Annotated in this window: 16 protein-coding genes; 8 read left to right on the top strand and 8 right to left on the bottom strand. The window is 49.9% G+C overall.

Going from position 1 to position 19,100, the window contains the following annotated elements; translation table 11 throughout:
• Positions 1 to 58: 58 nt before the first annotated feature.
• Positions 59 to 961, bottom strand: coding sequence for an alpha/beta fold hydrolase (locus AC4EHB_RS11220; RefSeq protein WP_490981536.1), 903 nt, complete (start codon positions 959 to 961; stop codon positions 59 to 61).
• 134 nt (positions 962 to 1,095) lie between these two features.
• Entirely contained in the window at positions 1,096 to 1,812 is a 717-nt protein-coding gene (locus AC4EHB_RS11215; protein ID WP_490975973.1) for a 3-ketoacyl-ACP reductase, read from the bottom strand.
• Positions 1,813 to 1,971: 159 nt separating this feature from the next.
• On the opposite strand from AC4EHB_RS11215, the gene AC4EHB_RS11210 reads away from it, so the two are divergent.
• The 4 genes from AC4EHB_RS11210 to AC4EHB_RS11195 all read left to right on the top strand — a co-directional run bounded on the left by AC4EHB_RS11210 (position 1,972) and on the right by AC4EHB_RS11195 (position 6,401).
• A complete protein-coding gene (locus AC4EHB_RS11210; RefSeq protein WP_490975974.1) occupies positions 1,972 to 2,445 on the top strand; it encodes a DinB family protein in 474 nt (157 codons plus the stop codon).
• A gap of 188 nt (positions 2,446 to 2,633) precedes the next feature.
• Entirely contained in the window at positions 2,634 to 4,067 is a 1,434-nt protein-coding gene (locus AC4EHB_RS11205) for an amidase (protein WP_490975975.1), read from the top strand.
• 76 nt (positions 4,068 to 4,143) lie between these two features.
• Positions 4,144 to 4,770: an NAD(P)H-binding protein gene (locus tag AC4EHB_RS11200; protein ID WP_490975976.1), complete on the top strand. Its 627-nt coding sequence runs from the start codon at positions 4,144 to 4,146 to the stop codon at positions 4,768 to 4,770.
• Between the two features lie 32 nt (positions 4,771 to 4,802).
• Complete coding sequence (locus AC4EHB_RS11195) at positions 4,803 to 6,401, top strand: FMN-binding glutamate synthase family protein (protein ID WP_490975977.1); 1,599 nt, start codon at positions 4,803 to 4,805, stop codon at positions 6,399 to 6,401.
• 43 nt (positions 6,402 to 6,444) lie between these two features.
• On the opposite strand, the gene AC4EHB_RS11190 is transcribed toward AC4EHB_RS11195, so the two are convergent.
• Positions 6,445 to 7,185: a hypothetical protein gene (locus AC4EHB_RS11190; RefSeq protein ID WP_490975978.1), complete on the bottom strand. Its 741-nt coding sequence runs from the start codon at positions 7,183 to 7,185 to the stop codon at positions 6,445 to 6,447.
• 327 nt (positions 7,186 to 7,512) lie between these two features.
• Here AC4EHB_RS11190 and AC4EHB_RS11185 point away from each other — a divergent pair, with 327 nt between their 5' ends.
• Entirely contained in the window at positions 7,513 to 7,947 is a 435-nt protein-coding gene (locus tag AC4EHB_RS11185; protein ID WP_490975979.1) for an Hsp20/alpha crystallin family protein, read from the top strand.
• A 90-nt stretch (positions 7,948 to 8,037) separates the two neighbouring features.
• Here the strand turns inward: AC4EHB_RS11185 and AC4EHB_RS11180 are convergent, their stop codons facing one another.
• Positions 8,038 to 8,541, bottom strand: a complete 504-nt coding sequence (locus AC4EHB_RS11180; protein WP_490981535.1) for a spore germination protein GerW family protein — start codon at positions 8,539 to 8,541, stop codon at positions 8,038 to 8,040.
• Positions 8,542 to 8,767: 226 nt separating this feature from the next.
• On the opposite strand from AC4EHB_RS11180, the gene AC4EHB_RS11175 reads away from it, so the two are divergent.
• On the top strand, positions 8,768 to 10,090 hold the full coding sequence (locus tag AC4EHB_RS11175; RefSeq protein ID WP_490975981.1) for an MFS transporter: 1,323 nt from the start codon (positions 8,768 to 8,770) through the stop codon (positions 10,088 to 10,090).
• 366 nt (positions 10,091 to 10,456) lie between these two features.
• Positions 10,457 to 11,401 carry a phosphoglycerate dehydrogenase gene (locus AC4EHB_RS11170; protein ID WP_490975982.1) on the top strand — a complete coding sequence of 315 codons (945 nt, stop codon included), beginning with the start codon at positions 10,457 to 10,459 and terminating at the stop codon, positions 11,399 to 11,401.
• 51 nt (positions 11,402 to 11,452) lie between these two features.
• On the opposite strand, the gene cysK is transcribed toward AC4EHB_RS11170, so the two are convergent.
• Positions 11,453 to 12,370 (bottom strand): cysteine synthase A, encoded by a 918-nt coding sequence (cysK, locus tag AC4EHB_RS11165; RefSeq protein WP_490975983.1) that lies wholly within the window; start codon positions 12,368 to 12,370, stop codon positions 11,453 to 11,455.
• Positions 12,371 to 12,468: 98 nt separating this feature from the next.
• Complete coding sequence (ade, locus tag AC4EHB_RS11160) at positions 12,469 to 14,196, bottom strand: adenine deaminase (RefSeq protein WP_490975984.1); 1,728 nt, start codon at positions 14,194 to 14,196, stop codon at positions 12,469 to 12,471.
• A gap of 186 nt (positions 14,197 to 14,382) precedes the next feature.
• On the opposite strand from ade, the gene AC4EHB_RS11155 reads away from it, so the two are divergent.
• Complete coding sequence (locus tag AC4EHB_RS11155; protein ID WP_490981534.1) at positions 14,383 to 14,865, top strand: OsmC family protein; 483 nt, start codon at positions 14,383 to 14,385, stop codon at positions 14,863 to 14,865.
• A gap of 70 nt (positions 14,866 to 14,935) precedes the next feature.
• On the opposite strand, the gene ppsA is transcribed toward AC4EHB_RS11155, so the two are convergent.
• Positions 14,936 to 17,551 carry a phosphoenolpyruvate synthase gene (ppsA, locus tag AC4EHB_RS11150; protein WP_490975986.1) on the bottom strand — a complete coding sequence of 872 codons (2,616 nt, stop codon included), beginning with the start codon at positions 17,549 to 17,551 and terminating at the stop codon, positions 14,936 to 14,938.
• A 60-nt stretch (positions 17,552 to 17,611) separates the two neighbouring features.
• Positions 17,612 to 19,090: a phytoene desaturase family protein gene (locus AC4EHB_RS11145; protein ID WP_490981533.1), complete on the bottom strand. Its 1,479-nt coding sequence runs from the start codon at positions 19,088 to 19,090 to the stop codon at positions 17,612 to 17,614.
• Positions 19,091 to 19,100 lie beyond the last annotated feature (10 nt).

The following is a 19,100-nucleotide window of genomic DNA, read 5'->3' as shown; positions in this document are numbered from 1 at the left end:
TATTGGCTGTGGTTAAAAATGCCCGAAAAATTCATTTAGTCCACATGCCCGTAGCGCTTTATGCGTTTTTTTGAATGAATTGCTGTATCGCAGCAGTGACTTCGGTTTGATGGCCGGACAGAAGATGGCCACCGCTTTCGAAAATAACGGTTTCAGGATGGGTGCGGGTGATGAATTTTTCGGTAAAGTCGAACAGCGCCATCGGGTCATCTTTGGCGTGAATGACAAGAATTGGGGCTTTGATGTCCTCTACCGGATATTTTTCGTAGTTCAAGTCCATATCGAGCTTAGTGATGTTTGCGTCTGCTTCGATCCCTTTGCGGCGTGGTTTGACCGGGAGCAAGGTTTGGAAAAATACTTTGTCAATATCTGAACCGAAGAACACATTAAAGACCGGCCGCAGAGATTTGGTGGACAGCCACATCGGAAATTCGCTTAGCAAAGGGATGGGTGGACCAGCCGGTTTCAATTGTTCGGGCGACATTTTACTTGATGGAACATCGGAAGAAATGAGCACGAGTCCTTTCGTCCGCTCCGGGTAAGTGAGGGCAAATGACAATGCTGCTGCGCCGCCGGCCGAAGTGGCCAATACAAAGGTTTTTTCGATATTCAGCTCATCAAGCAATTCCGCGAACACTCTCGCCTGATTTTGGGGCGTCGGGTGGGCCGGCAGCTTGGAGCCCGGATAGCCGAAGCGGGACAATGCAATTTTGCGTTGATTTTCGCCGATTATTCCTTTCAGCGAGGCCATGCCTTGGTCATAGCCGCCAAAAATACCATGGCTGATCAAAACTACTTCGCCCCAGCCCTCATCGACGAAAGCCATCATACCGAATTCTGATCTGAAACTTAACGCTCCATATTCATCAAGCCGTTTATAGGCGCGGCGCATATCCGCGACATATAGAAGCGGAACGGCTACGCTTGCTGCCAGTGCGGCAGCCTGCAGAGATTTACGCATTGAAATTCCTCCTTTTTATCTAAAAATTCAGTTAATTATAGATAAGTATAACCGATTGCACCTCGGAAATAAATGCAAGTGCGCAAGTAAAAAGCCCTTCATGGATATCATGAAAGGCTTCGCTTTTTTTCAGTTTATGGATTTGTCGACCAAAGCGCAGCCGATTTCAGCAAGATGCGTGGATGCAGTTTCAGCTGGGCAACCATCACTTCCGCCAGATCTTCCGGATGCATAACGTTTTCCGGATCTCCTTGGATCAAGTTCTCAGAATGGGCCAAGTCAGTTACGACGGTACTCGGAAGCAACGCGCTGACGCGGATGTTATGCTTCCGTACTTCGAGCATAAGCGACTCAGTCAACCCGAGCAAGCCGAATTTTGAAGCGCTGTACGCGCTTGTTACCGGCGCGCCTTTTTGTCCGGCCGTCGATGCGATGTTGATGATGTCTCCGCTTTCGCGTTGGATCATTTCAGGGAGGACGGCATGCGTCACATTATAGACGCCCATCAGATTGACATCAATGATTTTTTTGAAATCTTCCGGCGGCAATTCGAGGAATTTGCCGAATTTGCCGATGCCGGCGTTGTTGACCAGGATATCGATTGGGCCAAGCTCGGATTTGATGTGCTCGACAGCTGAAAGCACAGCTTCGTTGTCGGACACGTCAGCGGCTGCCATGACAGCTTTGACTCCGTATTGTTCAAGCTCTTTTAAAACTTCTTCTAGATGCGCGCCAGTTCTGCCAAGTAGTCCGACGTTGATGCCTTCTTTGGCGAAAGCGATAGCGGCTGCGCGCCCAATGCCTTTACCTGCTCCGGTAATCAGCGCATTTTTGCCCTTTACTTCTTGCATGCTCAAACACTCCTTTGGTATGTAATGAATTTGTCTTCCGTATTATATCAATCCGATTCCACACAAGCTAAACATCCGCTCGGAAAAAGGATTTTATTGCTTTTCGTTGAATCTTACTTATAAATACTCTTTGGATTGATAAATAAAGGAGGCAATAAGATGACAGAATCAATGTTTCAAAAAGCTTTGCATGGACGTTCCGCACACGTGGACACTGCGCTGATATTTGATGGTTTGGATTGGCAATCATCTGGGAAAAAACCCGAACATTGCCCTCACTCGGTTTGGGAACTGCTATACCACATGAATTATTGGCAAGACTTTATGCTGGGCTATTTGCGTGGCGATGTCGTAAAGGCGCCGGACCATCCGGAAGAATCCTGGCCGGCTGACCCAATGCCGGACAGCAGAAAGTCGTGGGAATACGGTGTTGAGCGTTTTCTGCAAGGTTTGAAGGAAGCGGAACAGGAAGCAGGAAAAGATTTGGCGGAAGCGGGCTTTAGCAGTCCGGAAAGGACGCGCGGCGATTTGCTGATGGTGATAATCAACCACAATAGCTATCACGCGGGCCAAGTCATAACGACCCGCAGTTTGATCGGCACATGGCCCCCACAAAATGATTACGAAGTCTGAAGACAAATCCTGATCGATTGAATCGAAATGTCAGTGAATCCACATGCTTATCAACTGGTACGCCTATTAAACTATGCAAAGCCTGAAGAGATTTCGCTTCAGGCTTTTTCATGTTCGGAAATAAATAGTTCGTTTTTCGCTAGCTGTTATATAATCAGAATAGATAGAAATTTTCAGGGGGCGAAATAATGGGAACGATGGAACGCACGACACAAAGCATATTGGACATGGACGCGACGCAACTGGCACGGCTCATTGCACAAAAAGAAATTACATCAAGAAAAGCAGTGGAAATCTTCATCGCACATATCAAGAAGATCAACCCTGCCGTCAACTGCCTTGTGGAAGACAGGTTTGACGAAGCGCTCGAAGAAGCGGAAGGGGCAGATAAGCAAATTGCAGAGGGGACAGCCAAAGGCAAATTGTTTGGGGTGCCAATCGGCATGAAAGAGGCGTTCAATGTGGCCGGCATGCAAACAACAGGAGGCTTGCTGCGCCGAAAGGGCTCCTTTCAGCATACCGATGCAGAAGCCGTTCGGAAATTGAAAGCGGAAGGCGCAATCATCCTGGGGAAAACGAATACACCGGAGCTGTGCTTTTGCCAGGAAACCGACAATAAACTATACGGCCGCACGAACAATCCGCATGATCTTTCGCGGACTGCAGGGGGCTCTAGCGGAGGTGAAGCGGCATTGATAGCGGCAGGTGGGGCGGCTGTCGGGCTGGGTTCTGACATTGGCGGCTCTATTCGCTTTCCAAGCCACTTCAATGGCGTCATCGGCTTCAAATCAGGAAAAGGCCAAGTATCTTCCGAAGGCAGCTATCCGGCTGTTGAAGAAAGACTTCAAGAGCGCATGCTTGGCATTGGGCCGATAGCAAAAACGGTAAGGGATGCACGGCTCGTTTATTCCATTGTGGCCAAAACGCCGCCTGCGAAAAAGCAATTGCATCAATTCACTGTCAACGTGCTGCCAAAGACGGGGTACCCATTATCGCTGGCCATCGCGCATCTGCTTGACTCGATTTACGCCGATCTGTCGCGGGAGTTTAATACCGAGCGGGAAGTGCCGCCGTATTTTGAAGATTCCGCCGGGCTGTGGCAGGAAATCATGTCTATCGGGGGAGCAGAGGGGCCGAAGCGGGAAGCGTTCGGTGCTCAGCCATCCCAGCCACTACAGGAATATGTGAAAGAACGGGTGACAGGAACAGCCGATATCCACCGCTATCTGTCGTGGGCCCTCATCGGCGCGTCGCTGTTCAAACCAACAGCGAACCGTGTAAAAAAAATCACCAAGTTCATCGAACACGGCGACCATATCCTGGAAGGTTATTTCCACGGCCATCTTCTGGTGCTGCCGGTTTACCATACAGGCGCAGCAAAGCACGGCGCCGTTTATAATGAAATCTTTTCCTTAAAGAAAACGTTCCTGCAATACTTGCCATATGTGGCTTACGCGAATGTCTGGGGCTTGCCCGCCTTGACCGTACCGGTCGGCATCGATGAAAATGGCATGCCCATTGCCGTGCAGCTGATCAGCAAAAATGGCAATGAAGACGCGTTGTTCGAATTGGGTGAATGGCTGGAGCGGCATTACGCCGGATACCGGCGGGCGGAATTATAAAGGAGTACGAACGATTGTTTTATTCGCTGCGTAGAAGGGAAATAGGATAAGAGCTTAGATATAGAGGAGGGATTGCATGAAAGTGTTTGTTTTTGGCAGCGGTGGAGATATCGGCGAACATGTGCTGAAACAGCTGGCTGGCCGTGGGCATGAAGCGATGGCGATGGCGGAAACGGAAATCCGGGCGGAGGAGCTCCAAATGTTGGGCGCATCCAAGGTCATTGTGGCAACGGAAAAAGACTTCAGTGGAGTATTGGCCGGCTGCGACGCAGTCGTCTACATCGCCCGCGACAATCCGATTGCCGGCGAAAACAAGAACATGCTGGTAGACCATCAAGCGGCAATTCGCGTGGTCGAAGAAGCAAAGCAGCAGGGAGTTAAACGCTTTATCTATTTAAGTCCGGTGCGCCCCGACGAATCGGAAGAATCAAAAGAAACTGGCGCAAAAGATGAGCCAGAGGAAATGATTATACAGTCTGGGCTGGTGTACACTGTAATCCGTCCGGCCAAGTCCGCCAGCAAGCCTGCGACTGGCACGATCGCTGCAGCCTCCTCTTTAGGCGATGCAGAAGGCGAGATTCCGTTTGAAGATGTGGCGGCGGTGCTCGTGGAATCGATCGGCAGCGAGGCGGCAGCTAACCGGTCATTTGAAATTGCGCCGGGGACAACAGCAATCCCAGAAGCACTGCAAGCACTGAAATGAAGGAAGACAAATTTAAAAAAGGTGGGTTATTGATGGGGAAAATATCGAAACACTTGCCGACGGCATTGACAGGATCGATGATTTTAGCGCCGCTGGCTTATGTAGCTTACCTTTATCAAAAGGATGACAATCAAAAGCAGCATGCGATTTTGCGAAACTTTCCGCTGCTCGGGCGTGTCCGTTATATGACGGAAGCGGTTGGGCCGGAACTGCGGCAATACCTGTTTTCGGATGATAATGAAGGAAAGCCGTTTTCGCGCCTGCAGTTTGAGGACGTTACACGGTCTGCGAAATACAATCAGCGTCTGATCGGTTTCGGTTCCAACCGGAATTTTGAAGAAGAAGGCTATTATATAAGGAATAGCCTGTTCCCGCGCCTCGACACGGAACTTCGTGTCGACAACACAGAAAAAATTGATACGTATAAATACGTCATCGATAAAGAAGGGTTGATGACGCGCAAAGAGCATCGCGAAGGCGTGCAGATTGATCCATATTATTTACGCGATGACGATGCGGTCGTTATCGGTGAAAACAGGGTGCGCGAACCTTTCCGTTTGAGAGGGCTGATTGGACAAGCAGGCATGAGCTATGGTGCGCTTGGAGATCATGCAATTACTGCTTTATCAAGCGGCCTAGCGCTCGCTGGAGGAACCTGGATGAACACTGGCGAAGGTGGGTTGTCCGACTACCATTTGAAAGGCGGAGCCGACATCATGATGCAAATCGGTCCCGGCCTGTTTGGCGTACGGACGCCAGACGGTGAATTCTCGATGGAGGCATTCAAAGAGAAGGCAGCGCTTGGCCAAGTCAAAGCTTTTGAAGTGAAACTTGCACAAGGCGCCAAAACACGCGGCGGGCATTTGGAGGGCAAGAAAGTCACGGAAGAGATTGCACGGATCCGCTTGATTGAACCGGGCAAAACGGTCAATAGCCCGAACCGGTTTGTAAAGTACGATACTTTTCCAAAGCTTTTCGACTTTGTTGACGAGCTGCGCGAAGTAGGCGGCAAGCCGGTGGGTATAAAAATCGTGGTCGGGGATATCGAAGGATTGCGGGAAATGGCGCAAATCATGAAAGAGCGTGGAAGCCAAAGCGGACCCGACTTCATCTCCATTGACGGTGGTGAAGGCGGCACCGGAGCGACGTATCAGGAATTGGCGGATTCAGTCGGGCTGCCGATTATGACCGCTTTGCCGATTGTGGATGAAGTGCTTCGTGAATACGGCGTCCGGGGACAGGTCAAACTGATTGCTTCCGGTAAATTGATTACACCGGATAAAATAGCGATTGCACTGGCTATGGGGGCTGACCTTGTGCAGATTGCGCGGGGCTTCATGATCAGTGTAGGCTGCATCATGGCGGAGGTCTGCCATACGAATACGTGCCCGGCCGGGGTGGCCACAACGGACAGAGAGTTGCAGGAAGGGCTTGTAGTTGAAGAAAAGCTTTTCCGGACGACAAATTACCTCACGTCGCTGCGCGCAGGGTTATACAATATTGCTGCTGCTGCGGGCGTCGATTCGCCCACGAAACTGGAGCGCAAGCATATCCTCTTCAAAGACAGCAATGGCCGGATTTCACCAGTAGAAAATATGCTGGAGAAAATGACCGGAGCACTGGAAAAATAATAAGGCAATATAAAAAGGGCTTTCGGGCCCTTTTTATGTTGCCTTATTTAATAAGCACCTGCAGCAAAACTGCGATAAATACCATTCCAATTAGAAAGGCAGGATAGCTGCTTTTCTTTTCATCCGGCAATTCATCATTCAGGATGTTCAGCACGACACCGCCTGTCAGGAAAGAGGACAGGAATGCGAGGGTCAAGTCACTGGCATGAGTTGTCTCGTACAGGATCCATCCTACCAAAACGGAAAAAGCCAAAACCCAGCGCCCGATTTTCGTATAAAGGTCTTCATGGGTCAAGTGGAGAATACGGTTATTGGCGATGAAATGGAAAGAAAAGACGATAAAGTAAATGACATAAGCGGCAATACTATCCCCGCTCAATTCAGCGAGGAGATAGCCGATCAAGCCGTTGTACAGAGCGAACGCGCCGATTTCCAAAGCGAATATGGATTTATCCGGCCGGGTGAGGTTCTTTTCTTCTTTGTTTTCCCTTTCCGATTTCTCGCTCAATTGATTGATGCCATAAAAAACTGCAATTCCCAGCAATGCGGCTACATAAGTTACGTAATCGATTTTTTCAAGCCAGCTGGGCAGCGTTGCCTCTTCAACTACTTCCCGGTAATGGGTCAGTTCCGGGACGAGATGTAGAAGGACGTAAGCGATTGAGCCGCCCGAAACCAATGAAATCAGCCGGTTAGTGGGGCGTTCATCCAGGAATTTGATGGCGTCGGTGAAGATATGGACAATGATAAAGCCGATGATTACGAGCACGCTCGGTATGAACATCCGATCCCTCCTTAATAAGTTACGTCATGTGATAATTTTATATACCCTTTTTATTGAATATTAGATAGTCTTACCAGTTTTTATTTTCAGAACTTATACGATAAATCAGTCTATGCAAAACGAAAAACGGTTGACATTAATTTGATTAGGATTATAATTTTTATAGAAAACTAAATATTCTAATAACTTTATATGGATTACGTGAAAACGAAAAATCCATGCAAGGAGGCGGATGCCGAACGTTTGGAAAAAAGGATTTGAATGGCACTCAATGCAAGTGGGCATCTTGCGGCCTTCAAAAATAAAATGAAAAGAGGAGAGACAGCAATGCGAAAATTTTTGCCGAGCAAACGTGATGATTTTTTCCCGAGCCTATTTGAAAGCGGGTTCGAAACCGACTTAATCGATCGGTTTTTCAAGGAGTCTCATTATCCAAAAGTGGATATCAAAGAAGTCGAAGATCATTACGAAATGAAGATGGACGTGCCAGGATTTTCTAAAGAAGACGTCAAAGTCGAATATAAGGACGGCTACCTGGAAGTGAAAGGGACCCACGAGGAAAATAAGGAAACGAAAGAAGAAAACGGTCATTTTATCCGCAAAGAGCGGTCTTATGGCTCCTTTAAACGAAGCTTCTTCGTAGGGGAAATTGACGAAAGCAAAATTTCCGGAGCATTTAAAGACGGAATGTTGCAGCTTCAAGTTCCGAAGGCGACAGAAGAAGAGAAGCCAAACAAAGGCACTCAAATACAGATTGAATAGTTGCCGAACTGGAACCCCACGAAATAAGGAGCCCTCCGAAATCAGTTGATTCCGGAGGGCTCTTGCCGCTTTCAAAACGGTCTATGAGCCTTAATCGCTATGTCCCATGCCTTTCATCTTCGTGCCTTGTCCTTTGGTTTTGCAGCGGGAGCCCATGCGTATACGGCCTCTATTTTTGTGATCCATGCGGCCGGGTTTGCCCTGGCTTGCCCCCATCAAAAATGCGAGGCCGGCCATCATGAGCGGCAGAAGGATAATAAGTTCCACCGGAACAATCGGCCGGTAGACGGTTTTCTCTGCTGTGATATCATATATGCCCAACGGCTTCACTTGGAAAGAGCCGCCAGCCCCTTCGCCATGGCCGCCTTCCACTTCTTCGAAGCCGGATGACTCGGGATCTTTGTCTTCACGTTCATAACCGCCGCCGGCACCTGCGCCAACACTGTATTTGATTTTAGCTACAGGAATAATGGTCCTGCCATGCATCTCGATCGGATCCCCATAGACGAGCGAAACATCGCGGACTGTTGAAAACTTTTCGAAAATCGGAAGCACTGGGGACGATTTGAACGGTATAAAATCTTTTCCCTCCATGTTCTTCACTCCTTTTAAATAATTTGATAAAGATTTTGTGCAGCTATTGTACGCCATGGCCAGAGAAGTCGAAGCCGCAAGCGAGAACATTCCTTCACCCGCCAAACCGATAGTATATAAATTCGCTCCCTCCAGAGCTATCCCTCTATTTAATTTAAGGTATTGTTGAATCCAGGGTTCAAGCGCATACTGAAACAAAATAGGGATATAGAAAGAAGGAAGCTTTATGGCACAGAAAAATAGAACCCCCGATTCTGGTCAGGGAAATTCCAAGTTGATGAGGCAATATGCTGAATCGCCGGAAATGTTGCAGCAGCTGTATCGGAAAACACTGTGGATTGTGGTCTTTTCGCAGATTCTAGGCGGCGCAGGACTTGCAGCAGGCGTTACGGTCGGTGCATTGTTGGCGCAAGATATGTTCGGGGATGAGAGCTTTGCAGGCATTCCGACCGCTCTGTTCACTTTAGGCTCAGCGGGCGGGGCGTACCTTGTCGGAAAGCTGTCGCAGAAATACGGCCGGCGTCCGGGGCTCGCCACAGGATTCTTTGTCGGCGGAATCGGGGCAATCGGCGTAATAATGTCTGCTATTGCAGATAATATAGTGATGTTGCTGATTTCGCTGTTGGTTTATGGAGTAGGGACGGCAACTAATTTGCTGGCCCGCTATGCCGGGACGGATCTTGCAAGCTCGGAACAGCGCGGAAAGGCAATCAGCATCGTCATGGTGTCAACGACATTTGGCGCATTTGCGGGACCGAACCTTGTCGGCGTCATGGGCCGCTTCGCCGAGTCCATCAGCATTCCGGCGCTTGCTGGTCCGTTCATCTTATCGGCGTCTGTCTATTTTACAGCGGCCATTGTGCTGTTCCTTTTCCTGCGTCCAGATCCTTTGCTTGTGGCACAGGCAGTCGCGGATAAAAAAGAGCAGGACGACAAAGCGTTGAATAAAACGGCTGATGACACGCCGGCAATCCACAGCCGCGGTGTGTTTCTTGGCGCCTCGGTGATGGTCGTTACGATGATTGTCATGGTGGCGATTATGACGATGACGCCTGTCCATATGGGCCATTACGGACATGACCTCAGCGCAGTGGGCATGGTCATCAGCATCCATATCACCGCAATGTACCTGCCGTCATTGTTGACGGGGGTATTGGTCGATAAAATTGGACGGACGGCAATGGTCATCGCGGCGGGAGCAACCCTACTTTCCGCTGGAATTGTGGCGGCAATTGCACCGGGTGGCTCGCTTCCTATGCTAATCCTTGCGCTTGCTTTGCTCGGCCTGGGCTGGAATTTCGGATTGATCAGCGGTACGGCGCTTATCGTCGATTCGACACTGCCGGAGGCGAGGGCCAAAACCCAAGGGACAGTCGATGTGCTTGTCGCGCTGTCCGGCGCGGCTGGCGGCATGTTGTCTGGGATGGTTGTCGCAGGTTACAGCTACGCGGTGCTGTCGCTCGGCGGAGGCTTCTTAGCTTTGCTGCTCATACCGATTGTCGTTTGGTCGCTTGGCAATAATAACAACAAGGCCATAGGCTCGAACTGAAATCAGGAAACGAACCATCTTCTTTGAAGGTGGTTTTTACGTTTTAATCCCGGCCAAAAAGATGCTCATCAGCAGCTTTAGCTCTTCTTCGACATTGAAGCTCTCATGGGCGCACCCATCATAGAAATTGTCGCGCATCGCTTTTACCCATTGAAAAGAAAGCGAGTCGGCAAGCGAATCTGTGCGAAACCTGCCCGCGTGCTGACCTTTTTCAATCTGTCTTTTGAGGATTTGGATATAGCAGTAGAAGAACTAGTGGGAAGAGGTGATGGCGATCACCTTTTATATTTGTAAATTTGCAAAAACTGCGGCAGTAAGAGAAGCTGAAAGGTAAGATGGAAGAAAACTAATTGCTGGAGGGATTCGATGAACATTGTGTTGTTACTGAAGGAAGCATTTTATGAAGCAGATAAAAACCTGATATCCGAACTTGAAGAAATCGGGGAAGTGAAGGTGCTGCATACGGATAACGGCATTGGTAAAGAACAATTAAAAGCAGAAGTGAAAGATGCAGAAATCATTTTGGTGAACATCGTCAAACTTGATAAAGAAGTGATTGATGCCGCGCCGAATTTAAAATGCATCATCAAGTACGGAGCGGGGATCGACAATATTGACGTGGATTTCGCAAGGCAAAAAGGCATCCGCGTTACGAGCGCCCCGGGAGTGAATGCCGCGGCGGTGGCGGATCATGCGTTCGGCTTGATGCTGTCAGCGGCACGGCGCATCCCCAAAAAAGACAAGGAAGTGAAAAGCGGGGTCTGGCAAACGGAAATGGGCTATGAAGTGTCCGGCAAAACATTGGGCATCATTGGATTTGGCGCCATCGGAAAAGAACTCGCTAAGCGCGCGACGGGATTCAGCATGAAGACACTCGTCTACGGGAACCACAAGGATTATGTACTTGCCGAGCAGTTGAATGCGCATTTTGTCGATAAGGATATTTTGTTCCGGGAAGCAGATTTCATCGTAGTTGCAACATCACTCACCGCGAAAAACAAGCATCTGGTCAATGCAGAGACGCTTGGCCAAATGAAGCCGACAGCGTTTCTAATCAATATTTCACGCGGACCGCTGGTGGACGAGAAAGCCTTAGCGGATGCGCTCCAAAAAGGGGAGATTGCCGGAGCAGCTTTAGATGTTTTCGAACAGGAACCGCCCGCGAATGGCTTGCCGCAACTTGAAAACGTAGTCGCAACTCCCCATATCGGGGGAGCAACGTACGAGGCTGTTGCCAGAATCAGCAAGCTATCGGTGTCAAACATCCGCAAGCTGCAAAAAGGCGATGCGCTCGACTTTGAAATCAAATAAACGCATGTATGAAAATACCCCTTGTTGCCGCGGCAACAAGGGGTATTTCAATCAGTCAAAAAGATTCATGCTTAAATAACGTTCGCCGGTGTCCGGTGCGATGCACAGCACTTTTTTGCCAGCACCTAGGCGCTTAGCGGTTTCGATTGCCGCAAAAACAGTGGCTCCGGCTGAAGGGCCGACGAAGATGCCTTCCTCACGCGCCATTCTTTTGAACATATCGATGGCGTCATCATCATTGATTTGCATGATTTCATCGTAAATTTTAGTGTTCAGAATATCCGGTACGAAGCCCGGGCTTGTGCCGACCAATTTATGCTTGCCGGGTTTGCCGCCGGATAATACCGGAGAGCCTTTCGGTTCCACAACGACGATATGCAGATCCGGCAAATGATCTTTCAAGGTTTCGCCTGTCCCTGTGATGGTGCCGCCAGTTCCAGCGGAAGCGACGAAAGCGTCAAGCTTGCCGTCCATCTGCTCTAATATTTCAGTAGCCGTCGTATGGCGGTGTGCGTCTGGGTTTGCCGCGTTTTCAAATTGCTGCGGGATAAAGCTATTCGGAATTTCCTCTTTCAGCGCGAGCGCTTTGCTGATGGCACCCGGCATTTTGTCATCGGCAGGAGTCAATTCCACTTCGGCCCCAAAAGCTTTCAGCAAATTGATGCGTTCTTTGGTGGCGTTGTCGGGCAACACAAGAATCGCGCGATAGCCTCTCGCCGCTGCCACCATTGCAAGGCCGATGCCGGTATTGCCGCTTGTCGGCTCGATGATTGTCGCGCCAGGTTTCAGGACGCCTTGTTCTTCCGCCATTTTGATCATATTATAAGCCGCACGGTCCTTCACGCTTTTAGTCGGGTTGAACATTTCAAGCTTTACATAAACATCCGCAGCGCCTGCTGGGACAAGTCTATTCAATTTAACAACCGGCGTATCGCCGATCAAGTCTGTAATGCTGTTAAAGGGTTTCATGCGTAACAACCTTTCATTCCTAAGATTCTATATGCATCCATCATCTATTCTAATCTAAAAAAGCAACAGCCACCAAGGGAGAAAGCTTACTGACTGTGTCATTCAGCTGCTGCGGATACCGGGATATGCTTGAACGCTTTGACATCGAAAAGCCCAAGGTCTGTTAGCTTCAAGTCGGGAATGACTGGCAGTGACAGGAACGACAAGGTGAGGAATGCGTTGAAATGGGTGGAAGCTCCGATTACCAGAAGACTTTTATCAAGTTCTTTAAGCTGCGTATAGACCTCTTCAAAAGGTGCTTCGGACATTAGACCGGCAATGGAAAGCGGGAGCGTTGAAAGGACTTTGCCGTTTTCAACAACTGCTAGGCCGCCGCCAATTTGGTGCAATGTTTCCGCCGCCAACAGGATATCGGCGTCGTTCGTGCCGGCTGCAATGATGTTATGCGAATCATGGGCAACTGTCGTAGCAATGGCTCCGCGCTGCAAGCCGAGCCCTTTGGCGATTCCGAGCCCGACATTGCCGCTCGCTTTATGGCGTTCGATGACGGCAATCTTCAAGAGGTCCTGTTCCGGATCTGCCGTGAAAAAGCCTGTGCCTTGTGGAACTTCTTCTATTAAATGTGAAGTAAGAAGGCTGTTTGGATGGATGCCGATAATATGTGCTTTGGCGCCTAGTTGGAGCGGGATGCGTATATCATCGGCCGTTAATGCAGACATATGGACGGTATCCCGAACTTGGTGTGAGCTTGCCCGTTCTGAAGTAGTTCCTGCATAGCGGCCGTTTTTGGCGGCTAGCTTGCCCCCTTTATAAACTTCGGAAATCGTGAAATCCTCTAAACTGTCCAATAAAATGAAATCAGCGTCATAGCCGGGTGCGATGGCGCCTTTTGAAGAAAGCCCGTAGCATTGCGCGGCATTAAAGCTGCCCATTGAAATGGCGGTAATCGGATCGAGTCCCGAGGCGATGGCGACGCGGACATTGAAGTCTATGCTGCCTTCTTCAATCAAGTCATCGAGGTGCTTATCATCTGTGCAGAACAGGCAGCGGGAGGCATTTTGTTCAGTGACTGCCCCGAGCAAAGCGCTCAAGTCTTTAGCAACCGAGCCTTCGCGCAGCATGACATACATCCCTCGTTCGATGCGTGCCAATGCTTCTTCTTTTGTCGTGCATTCATGGTCAGTTAGAATGCCCGCAGACCGGTAGACATTGATGTCATTTGCAGAAAGTCCGGCGGCATGGCCGTCGATTTGGCTGCTGAGCAGCAATTTATCGAGCATGGCGCTGTCAGCGCCGAGGACAGCCGGGAAATCCATAACTTCCGCGAGCCCCAGGACACGGTTGTTTGAAAGAAATGGGCGCAAGTCTTCGGCACTTAATGCGGCACCACTATTTTCAAAAGGAGTCGCCGGTACGCATGAAGGCAGCATGAACAAAACTTCGAGCATCGTGTCCGCCGAATCATCGAGCATAAAGTCGATGCCCGCTGCCCCGCGGACGTTCGCGATTTCATGCGGGTCAGTGATAACGGTCGTTACGCCATGAGGCAAGACGACTTGGGAAAATTGATGCGGCGTGACCATCGATGATTCGATGTGGACATGAGCATCAATCAGGCCAGGGGAAAGGAAGCGTCCGGAGGCATCGATTTCTACGATTCCTTCATAGTCGCCAATTCCGACAATGACACCGTCGACGATGGCGACATCGCCCGATGACAGCCCTTTTGTGAAGACGTTGACAATGCGGGCATTGCGGATGACCACATCCGCCTTTTTGGTTTTATTGGAGGCTTGGATGCGTGCTGTGAGCTGTTGCTTGTTCATGGTTATCAGGCTCCTTTTGAGGGATTCGGTGGGTTTCGAGCTAGTGAAAAAACGGTACATTGCCTAATTTTACAACTCCCGCCAGCGGAACACCAGTTAAAATTCCCGTGGTAATTGCTGATGGAACGCTTGAAGAAATGGGAGTATACTGTCGCTAAAGAAAGATTCAGAAAGGGGATGGCAGAAATGGATAATCGTTCTGACGCTCTGCTTACAACAGCCGCGGCCATCACAATTGACGGTCCAGGCGGGGAAAGTTACATGGAAGACGGTTCGTTTTCGACGCTTGTGTCCTTGCCGCTAGAAATGGGAGGCAGCGGAGAAGGCTTCAGCCCGGCCAAGTTTCTGGCACTAGGCTGCAGCAGCAGTTTCAGTTTCACTTTGGCAACTGTCATGGAAGAAGTGGGGGTTGCGGGCAGGACCCGCATAAGTTGCAAAGTGTCTATGATGCCGGATGGCGCAGATGGGGACTCTAAGTTTGCGATAGCAATGGACGTATCGGTGAGGGGATTGGACCTAAGGCAAGTACAGTCTTTGGCGGACGGGGCATATGAGCGATGCCCCCTTTCAAAAGCGGTGAAAGGAAATGCTGAACTGAAGGTCCGCGTAGTGCCCTATGAAGAAAAAGAGCCGCCGATTTTTGAAGCGGATAGCAAGTGGGCTATTTAAAAATTTGAAGAAAATAACCTAACCTGGAATTTAATGCATCCAGGTTAGGTTATTTTTGCCGGGCACAAGTTTATGGAAGGATTTCGACGTAACCTTCCGAACCGTTGATGCGGATGCGCTGGCCGTCTTTGATCAGGCGGCTGGCATTTTCAACACCTACCACAGCAGGCAGCCCGTATTCCCGTGCGATAACCGCGCCGTGGGTCATGAGGCCGCCCACTTCGGTTACGAGTCCTTTGGCGGAAACAAACAATGGCGTCCAGCTCGGATCGGTAAACGCAGTGACGAGAATATCGCCTTCTGCCAGAGAAGCGTCTTCTATCCGCATAATCACTCGCGCGCGTCCTTCCACAATGCCGCTTGAAACAGCGATGCCCGGCAACGCGCCTGCGGGCATATTGCCAATATCATATTCCCCGGTCAATACTTCACCCTCGGAAGTGATCAAGAGGGGTGGGACCATTTTGCTGTATTGCCGGTAAGCTGCCTTCCGCTCTTCGATAATTTGATAATCCGCGTGGCCTGTATGGAAAAGCTCCTGCAATTCATTGAAGAATAAATAATAGATATCCTCTTTTTCACGGATAGTTCCGCGATCCCGCAACAACGCAGCTTCTTTCATCAATGACTGTTTGTAGATGCCATACCGCTTGATGAAAGAGAATTTCGGATATTCCCGAAAGCCAAGGTAGTTGTCCAAAATGCGGATGCGCTTTTTCAACTTTTTGATTTTTCTTCTGCCTCCACGCTGGCGTTGGAGTCCCCTAACCAGTGCTTGTTCTTTCATCTCCGCTTTGAACTTGCCTTCTTGCAGCCGCGCCGTTTTTTCCTTCGGCCGGAAATTCTGGATATTGCTGACGATTGTAGGAGCTAGAATGGAAGGCTGTTCTATCCAGCGTGTCTGGGTAATATCGATTTCGCCGGCGCAGCGCATGCCGTATTTATCTAGGAAATTTCGATATGCCGCACTGAACGTTTTTCCGCCTTCGAGCTTTTCTAGCGACTCGAAAAAGTTCTTTTTATCTGGATTCTGCAAAAAACGGATGACATCGGGGGAGTTGCGGGCAGCGTCGGCGACATCCAGTAAATCCAAGCCCATTTCAGAAGTAACATTATCCGGAACGGATTGGGACAAAATATCGGCTGCATTTTTATCTCCAAGCCATTTTCCCATGTTTCCGTTGATCCACATCATCGCGTAAATGCTGACCATGATGATTGCTAAGCCTTGTGGATCATAAACATTTTTCTTTAAATTCTTTTGATCCTGTAATAGGAAAGCAAGCAGCTCATCCCCTGAGAAAAGTCCGATTTGCTCGGCAGCCTGCTGGAGAGAAGCCTCATTTTTGGCAATGATTCTTTTGACTAGATTCCGGTCGTTCTTGAAGTAGACATTGAACAATTCAAAAACAAATTTCCAGGATAGCGCACCAGAACCGATTTTGAACATTCTATCCCCGGTTGGCAGCGGCTCTTTTCTTTTCACGAAATCAGCAAGGGCATGGTGCATCTTGATATCGCTTTTGCGCAAACCATTGACAAGCATCATCTTGCCGCTCCAAGAAGCCAGGTCGTGGGATATATCGACATATAAGCGCCCCCCGATTGAATCCAGCGGAATCTCCGGCATGAATCCGAAAAACGACATGCCCAAGGGATTGATGGGCGCTGTCATCATTTGGCGATGGCCGATGGACATGTAGACGCGAAGCGCATCATCCTTTTTGGGCGGTAGCGGGAAGAGGGTAGTAATTGGGCGGCTCTGAAGAATGAAAATCCGGCCCTTATCGATGCACCATTCGATATCCTGTGGATTACGGAAATGGGCTTCAATCTGCCTGCCCAGTCTTTCCAACATCAAAATCTCCGTGTCAGATAAAGCTTGGAGCTGCTGTTTTTCGGATTCGACTGCCCGTTCTTCAGTGCCGCCGCTCGGAACCGGATACACAGCAACTTTTTTCGAATATACTGTCTTTTGAACGATTTCCCCGTTCTGCACTTTGTAATTATCCGCAGAGACGACTCCAGACACCAAAGCTTCTCCAAGCCCATAGCTGGCGTCGATTGAAAGCATTTTCCGATTGGACGAAACCGGATCCGCAGTAAACAGGATGCCGGACACTTGCGGGAATATCATGCGCTGGATGATGACAGCAAGAAAAACATTGCCATGCGCGAAACCGTTTTGGCTCCGGTAAATAGCAGCGCGCTCGGTGAAAAGGGAAGCCCAGCAGCGTCGGACCGCGTGCAAAATCGCATTTGGTCCTATGATGTTTAGATACGTGTCCTGTTGGCCGGCAAACGAGGCAGAAGGCAAATCTTCCGCGGTCGCGCTTGATCGCACAGCGTATTCACCTTGCTCGCCGTATTCGGCGTGGCGGCGCACAATCTCTTGTCTGATGTCTTCCGGAATTTCCGCCGCTTCGATTAATCCACGGATCTTCCCGGCTGCGCTGCTAATGCTAGCAAGATCATCGGCAGGGCACGCGGAGAGGTCTTCGATTGCCTTTTGGATTTCCGGGCTTTCGGCGGTGATTTTTTTGAATGCCGCCGCTGTTACGCAAAAACCTCCAGGCACTGTCACTCCAGGAATCTTTGCCAGCTTCCCAAGGTTCAACCCTTTGCCGCCGACAAGAGGCAAGTCACTGTTTGTGATGTCGTGAAAATCCACTCCATAATTTCGCAAAATAGCTATCCCCTTTCTATTTTGTGTAATTGAACTTATAGATTTTCAATAGCCGAAACATTAAACCAGCCGTAATCCGGCAATTGACCGGGCGGCATGGATGCCGCTTGCTGCTGCGCCGATTGTGCCGCCGCCAGGGAAAATATGGTCGCCGCAAAGGTAAAGGCCAGGGATCCCGGAACGGTGTGAAATGGAATTGAATAAAGCGGAATCGAGCGTTTGCGGAAAGCCGCCGACATAGCCGTTCGGCCTGCCGGTAAAACGTTCCCAAGCTTTCGGCGCTCCTTTTTCAAGATGGACGATGGCATTTCGAAAACCGGGAATCTGACTTTCGATTGCAGCAAGCATCTTTTCAGTAAGGCTTTTACGGGTGGATTTGTATTTGTCCTTGTTATCCCAGTGCCGGGCTTCTGAATGGGTGGAAACGGTCACAGTCCGGAATCCATCCGGCGCCCGCAGCCGATCTTCTGCATGCGATGCAGACATGAAGAAATGCCCACCTTCTGCCAAGCCGTCCCCGGTTGAAATCTGTCGGAACAATGGCAGAGGAACAGCCAGTTTCGATTCATCAATGGCCATATAGAGCGTCAGAGTCGTCCAAGTTTCGCTTTGCATGCCTTCAGCGAGCGGCTTTTTCAATTGCTTGATGAGTTCCGGCGATAGCATTTGCGGCAGTAAATGAATCGGCGCATTAACGATAACCGCATCCGCTTCGTAGCCGTTGCCGCGGTGGTCGATTGCGTGCCAACCGCTTTCGCTTTTTTCGAGTTTAAGGACTGTCCGCCTTTTCTTCAGGACACCGTTATTTGCGATCAAGCTGTCCGCCATGATTTCGGCGAAACGGTAAAGGCCGCCCGGTACGTAAAAAGCGCCTTCGTGGTAAATATCAAGCGCTGTAGCAGCCAGGAGATAGGAAACGTCTTCGCTGCCGGTCTGCATACTGTCGATCAAAAGCCCGTCCAACATGTGGCGAAAGGGATGGAGCTGTGCCAGGCCGTGGCGTTCCAATCGCTGCCCCAGTGTCTGGTGAAGAAAGGGCAAGAGTTTGACATGAACCGGCCTGACAGCGGCAGCGAGATAAGCCCATTCTTTTGGGGTTGAAGGGGGAAGAGCAGGGAGCGGATCCATCAAAGTCCGGACAACCGCCGCGGTTTGCTGGATTTCCCGATAGAAAGAACGAATCTGTTTATCGTATTCCGGAAAATGCGACACAATGCCGTCAACATGGAGCTTTCTGTCCTTCAAAAACTGGTAAGTGGCTTCGGGATGAACCATTTCCATGACATGGTCGAGCGGTTCCATCGGCAGCGGCGCATCCAGAAAGCGGAATACCCGCTCATGGATGCCGCCTGCCTCCAGCCCCATCCCGAGCGTTGCGCCAGCGGGAAACAGGAATTTATGGCGCTTGAATTTTCCGGCACAGCCGCCGAGTTCTGAAGATGCTTCCAGGAGGGTGACAGCATCGCCATTTTTCGCAAGCAGGGATGCTGCTGTCAGACCACCGATTCCAGCGCCGATCACCAATATTTTTTTGCCCATCCAGAACCCT

The sequence above is a fragment of the Planococcus sp. TJ-302 genome (assembly GCF_058268455.1).
The sequence above is the reverse complement of the archived record's forward strand: the minus strand, read 5'-3'. Positions and strand labels throughout refer to the sequence as shown.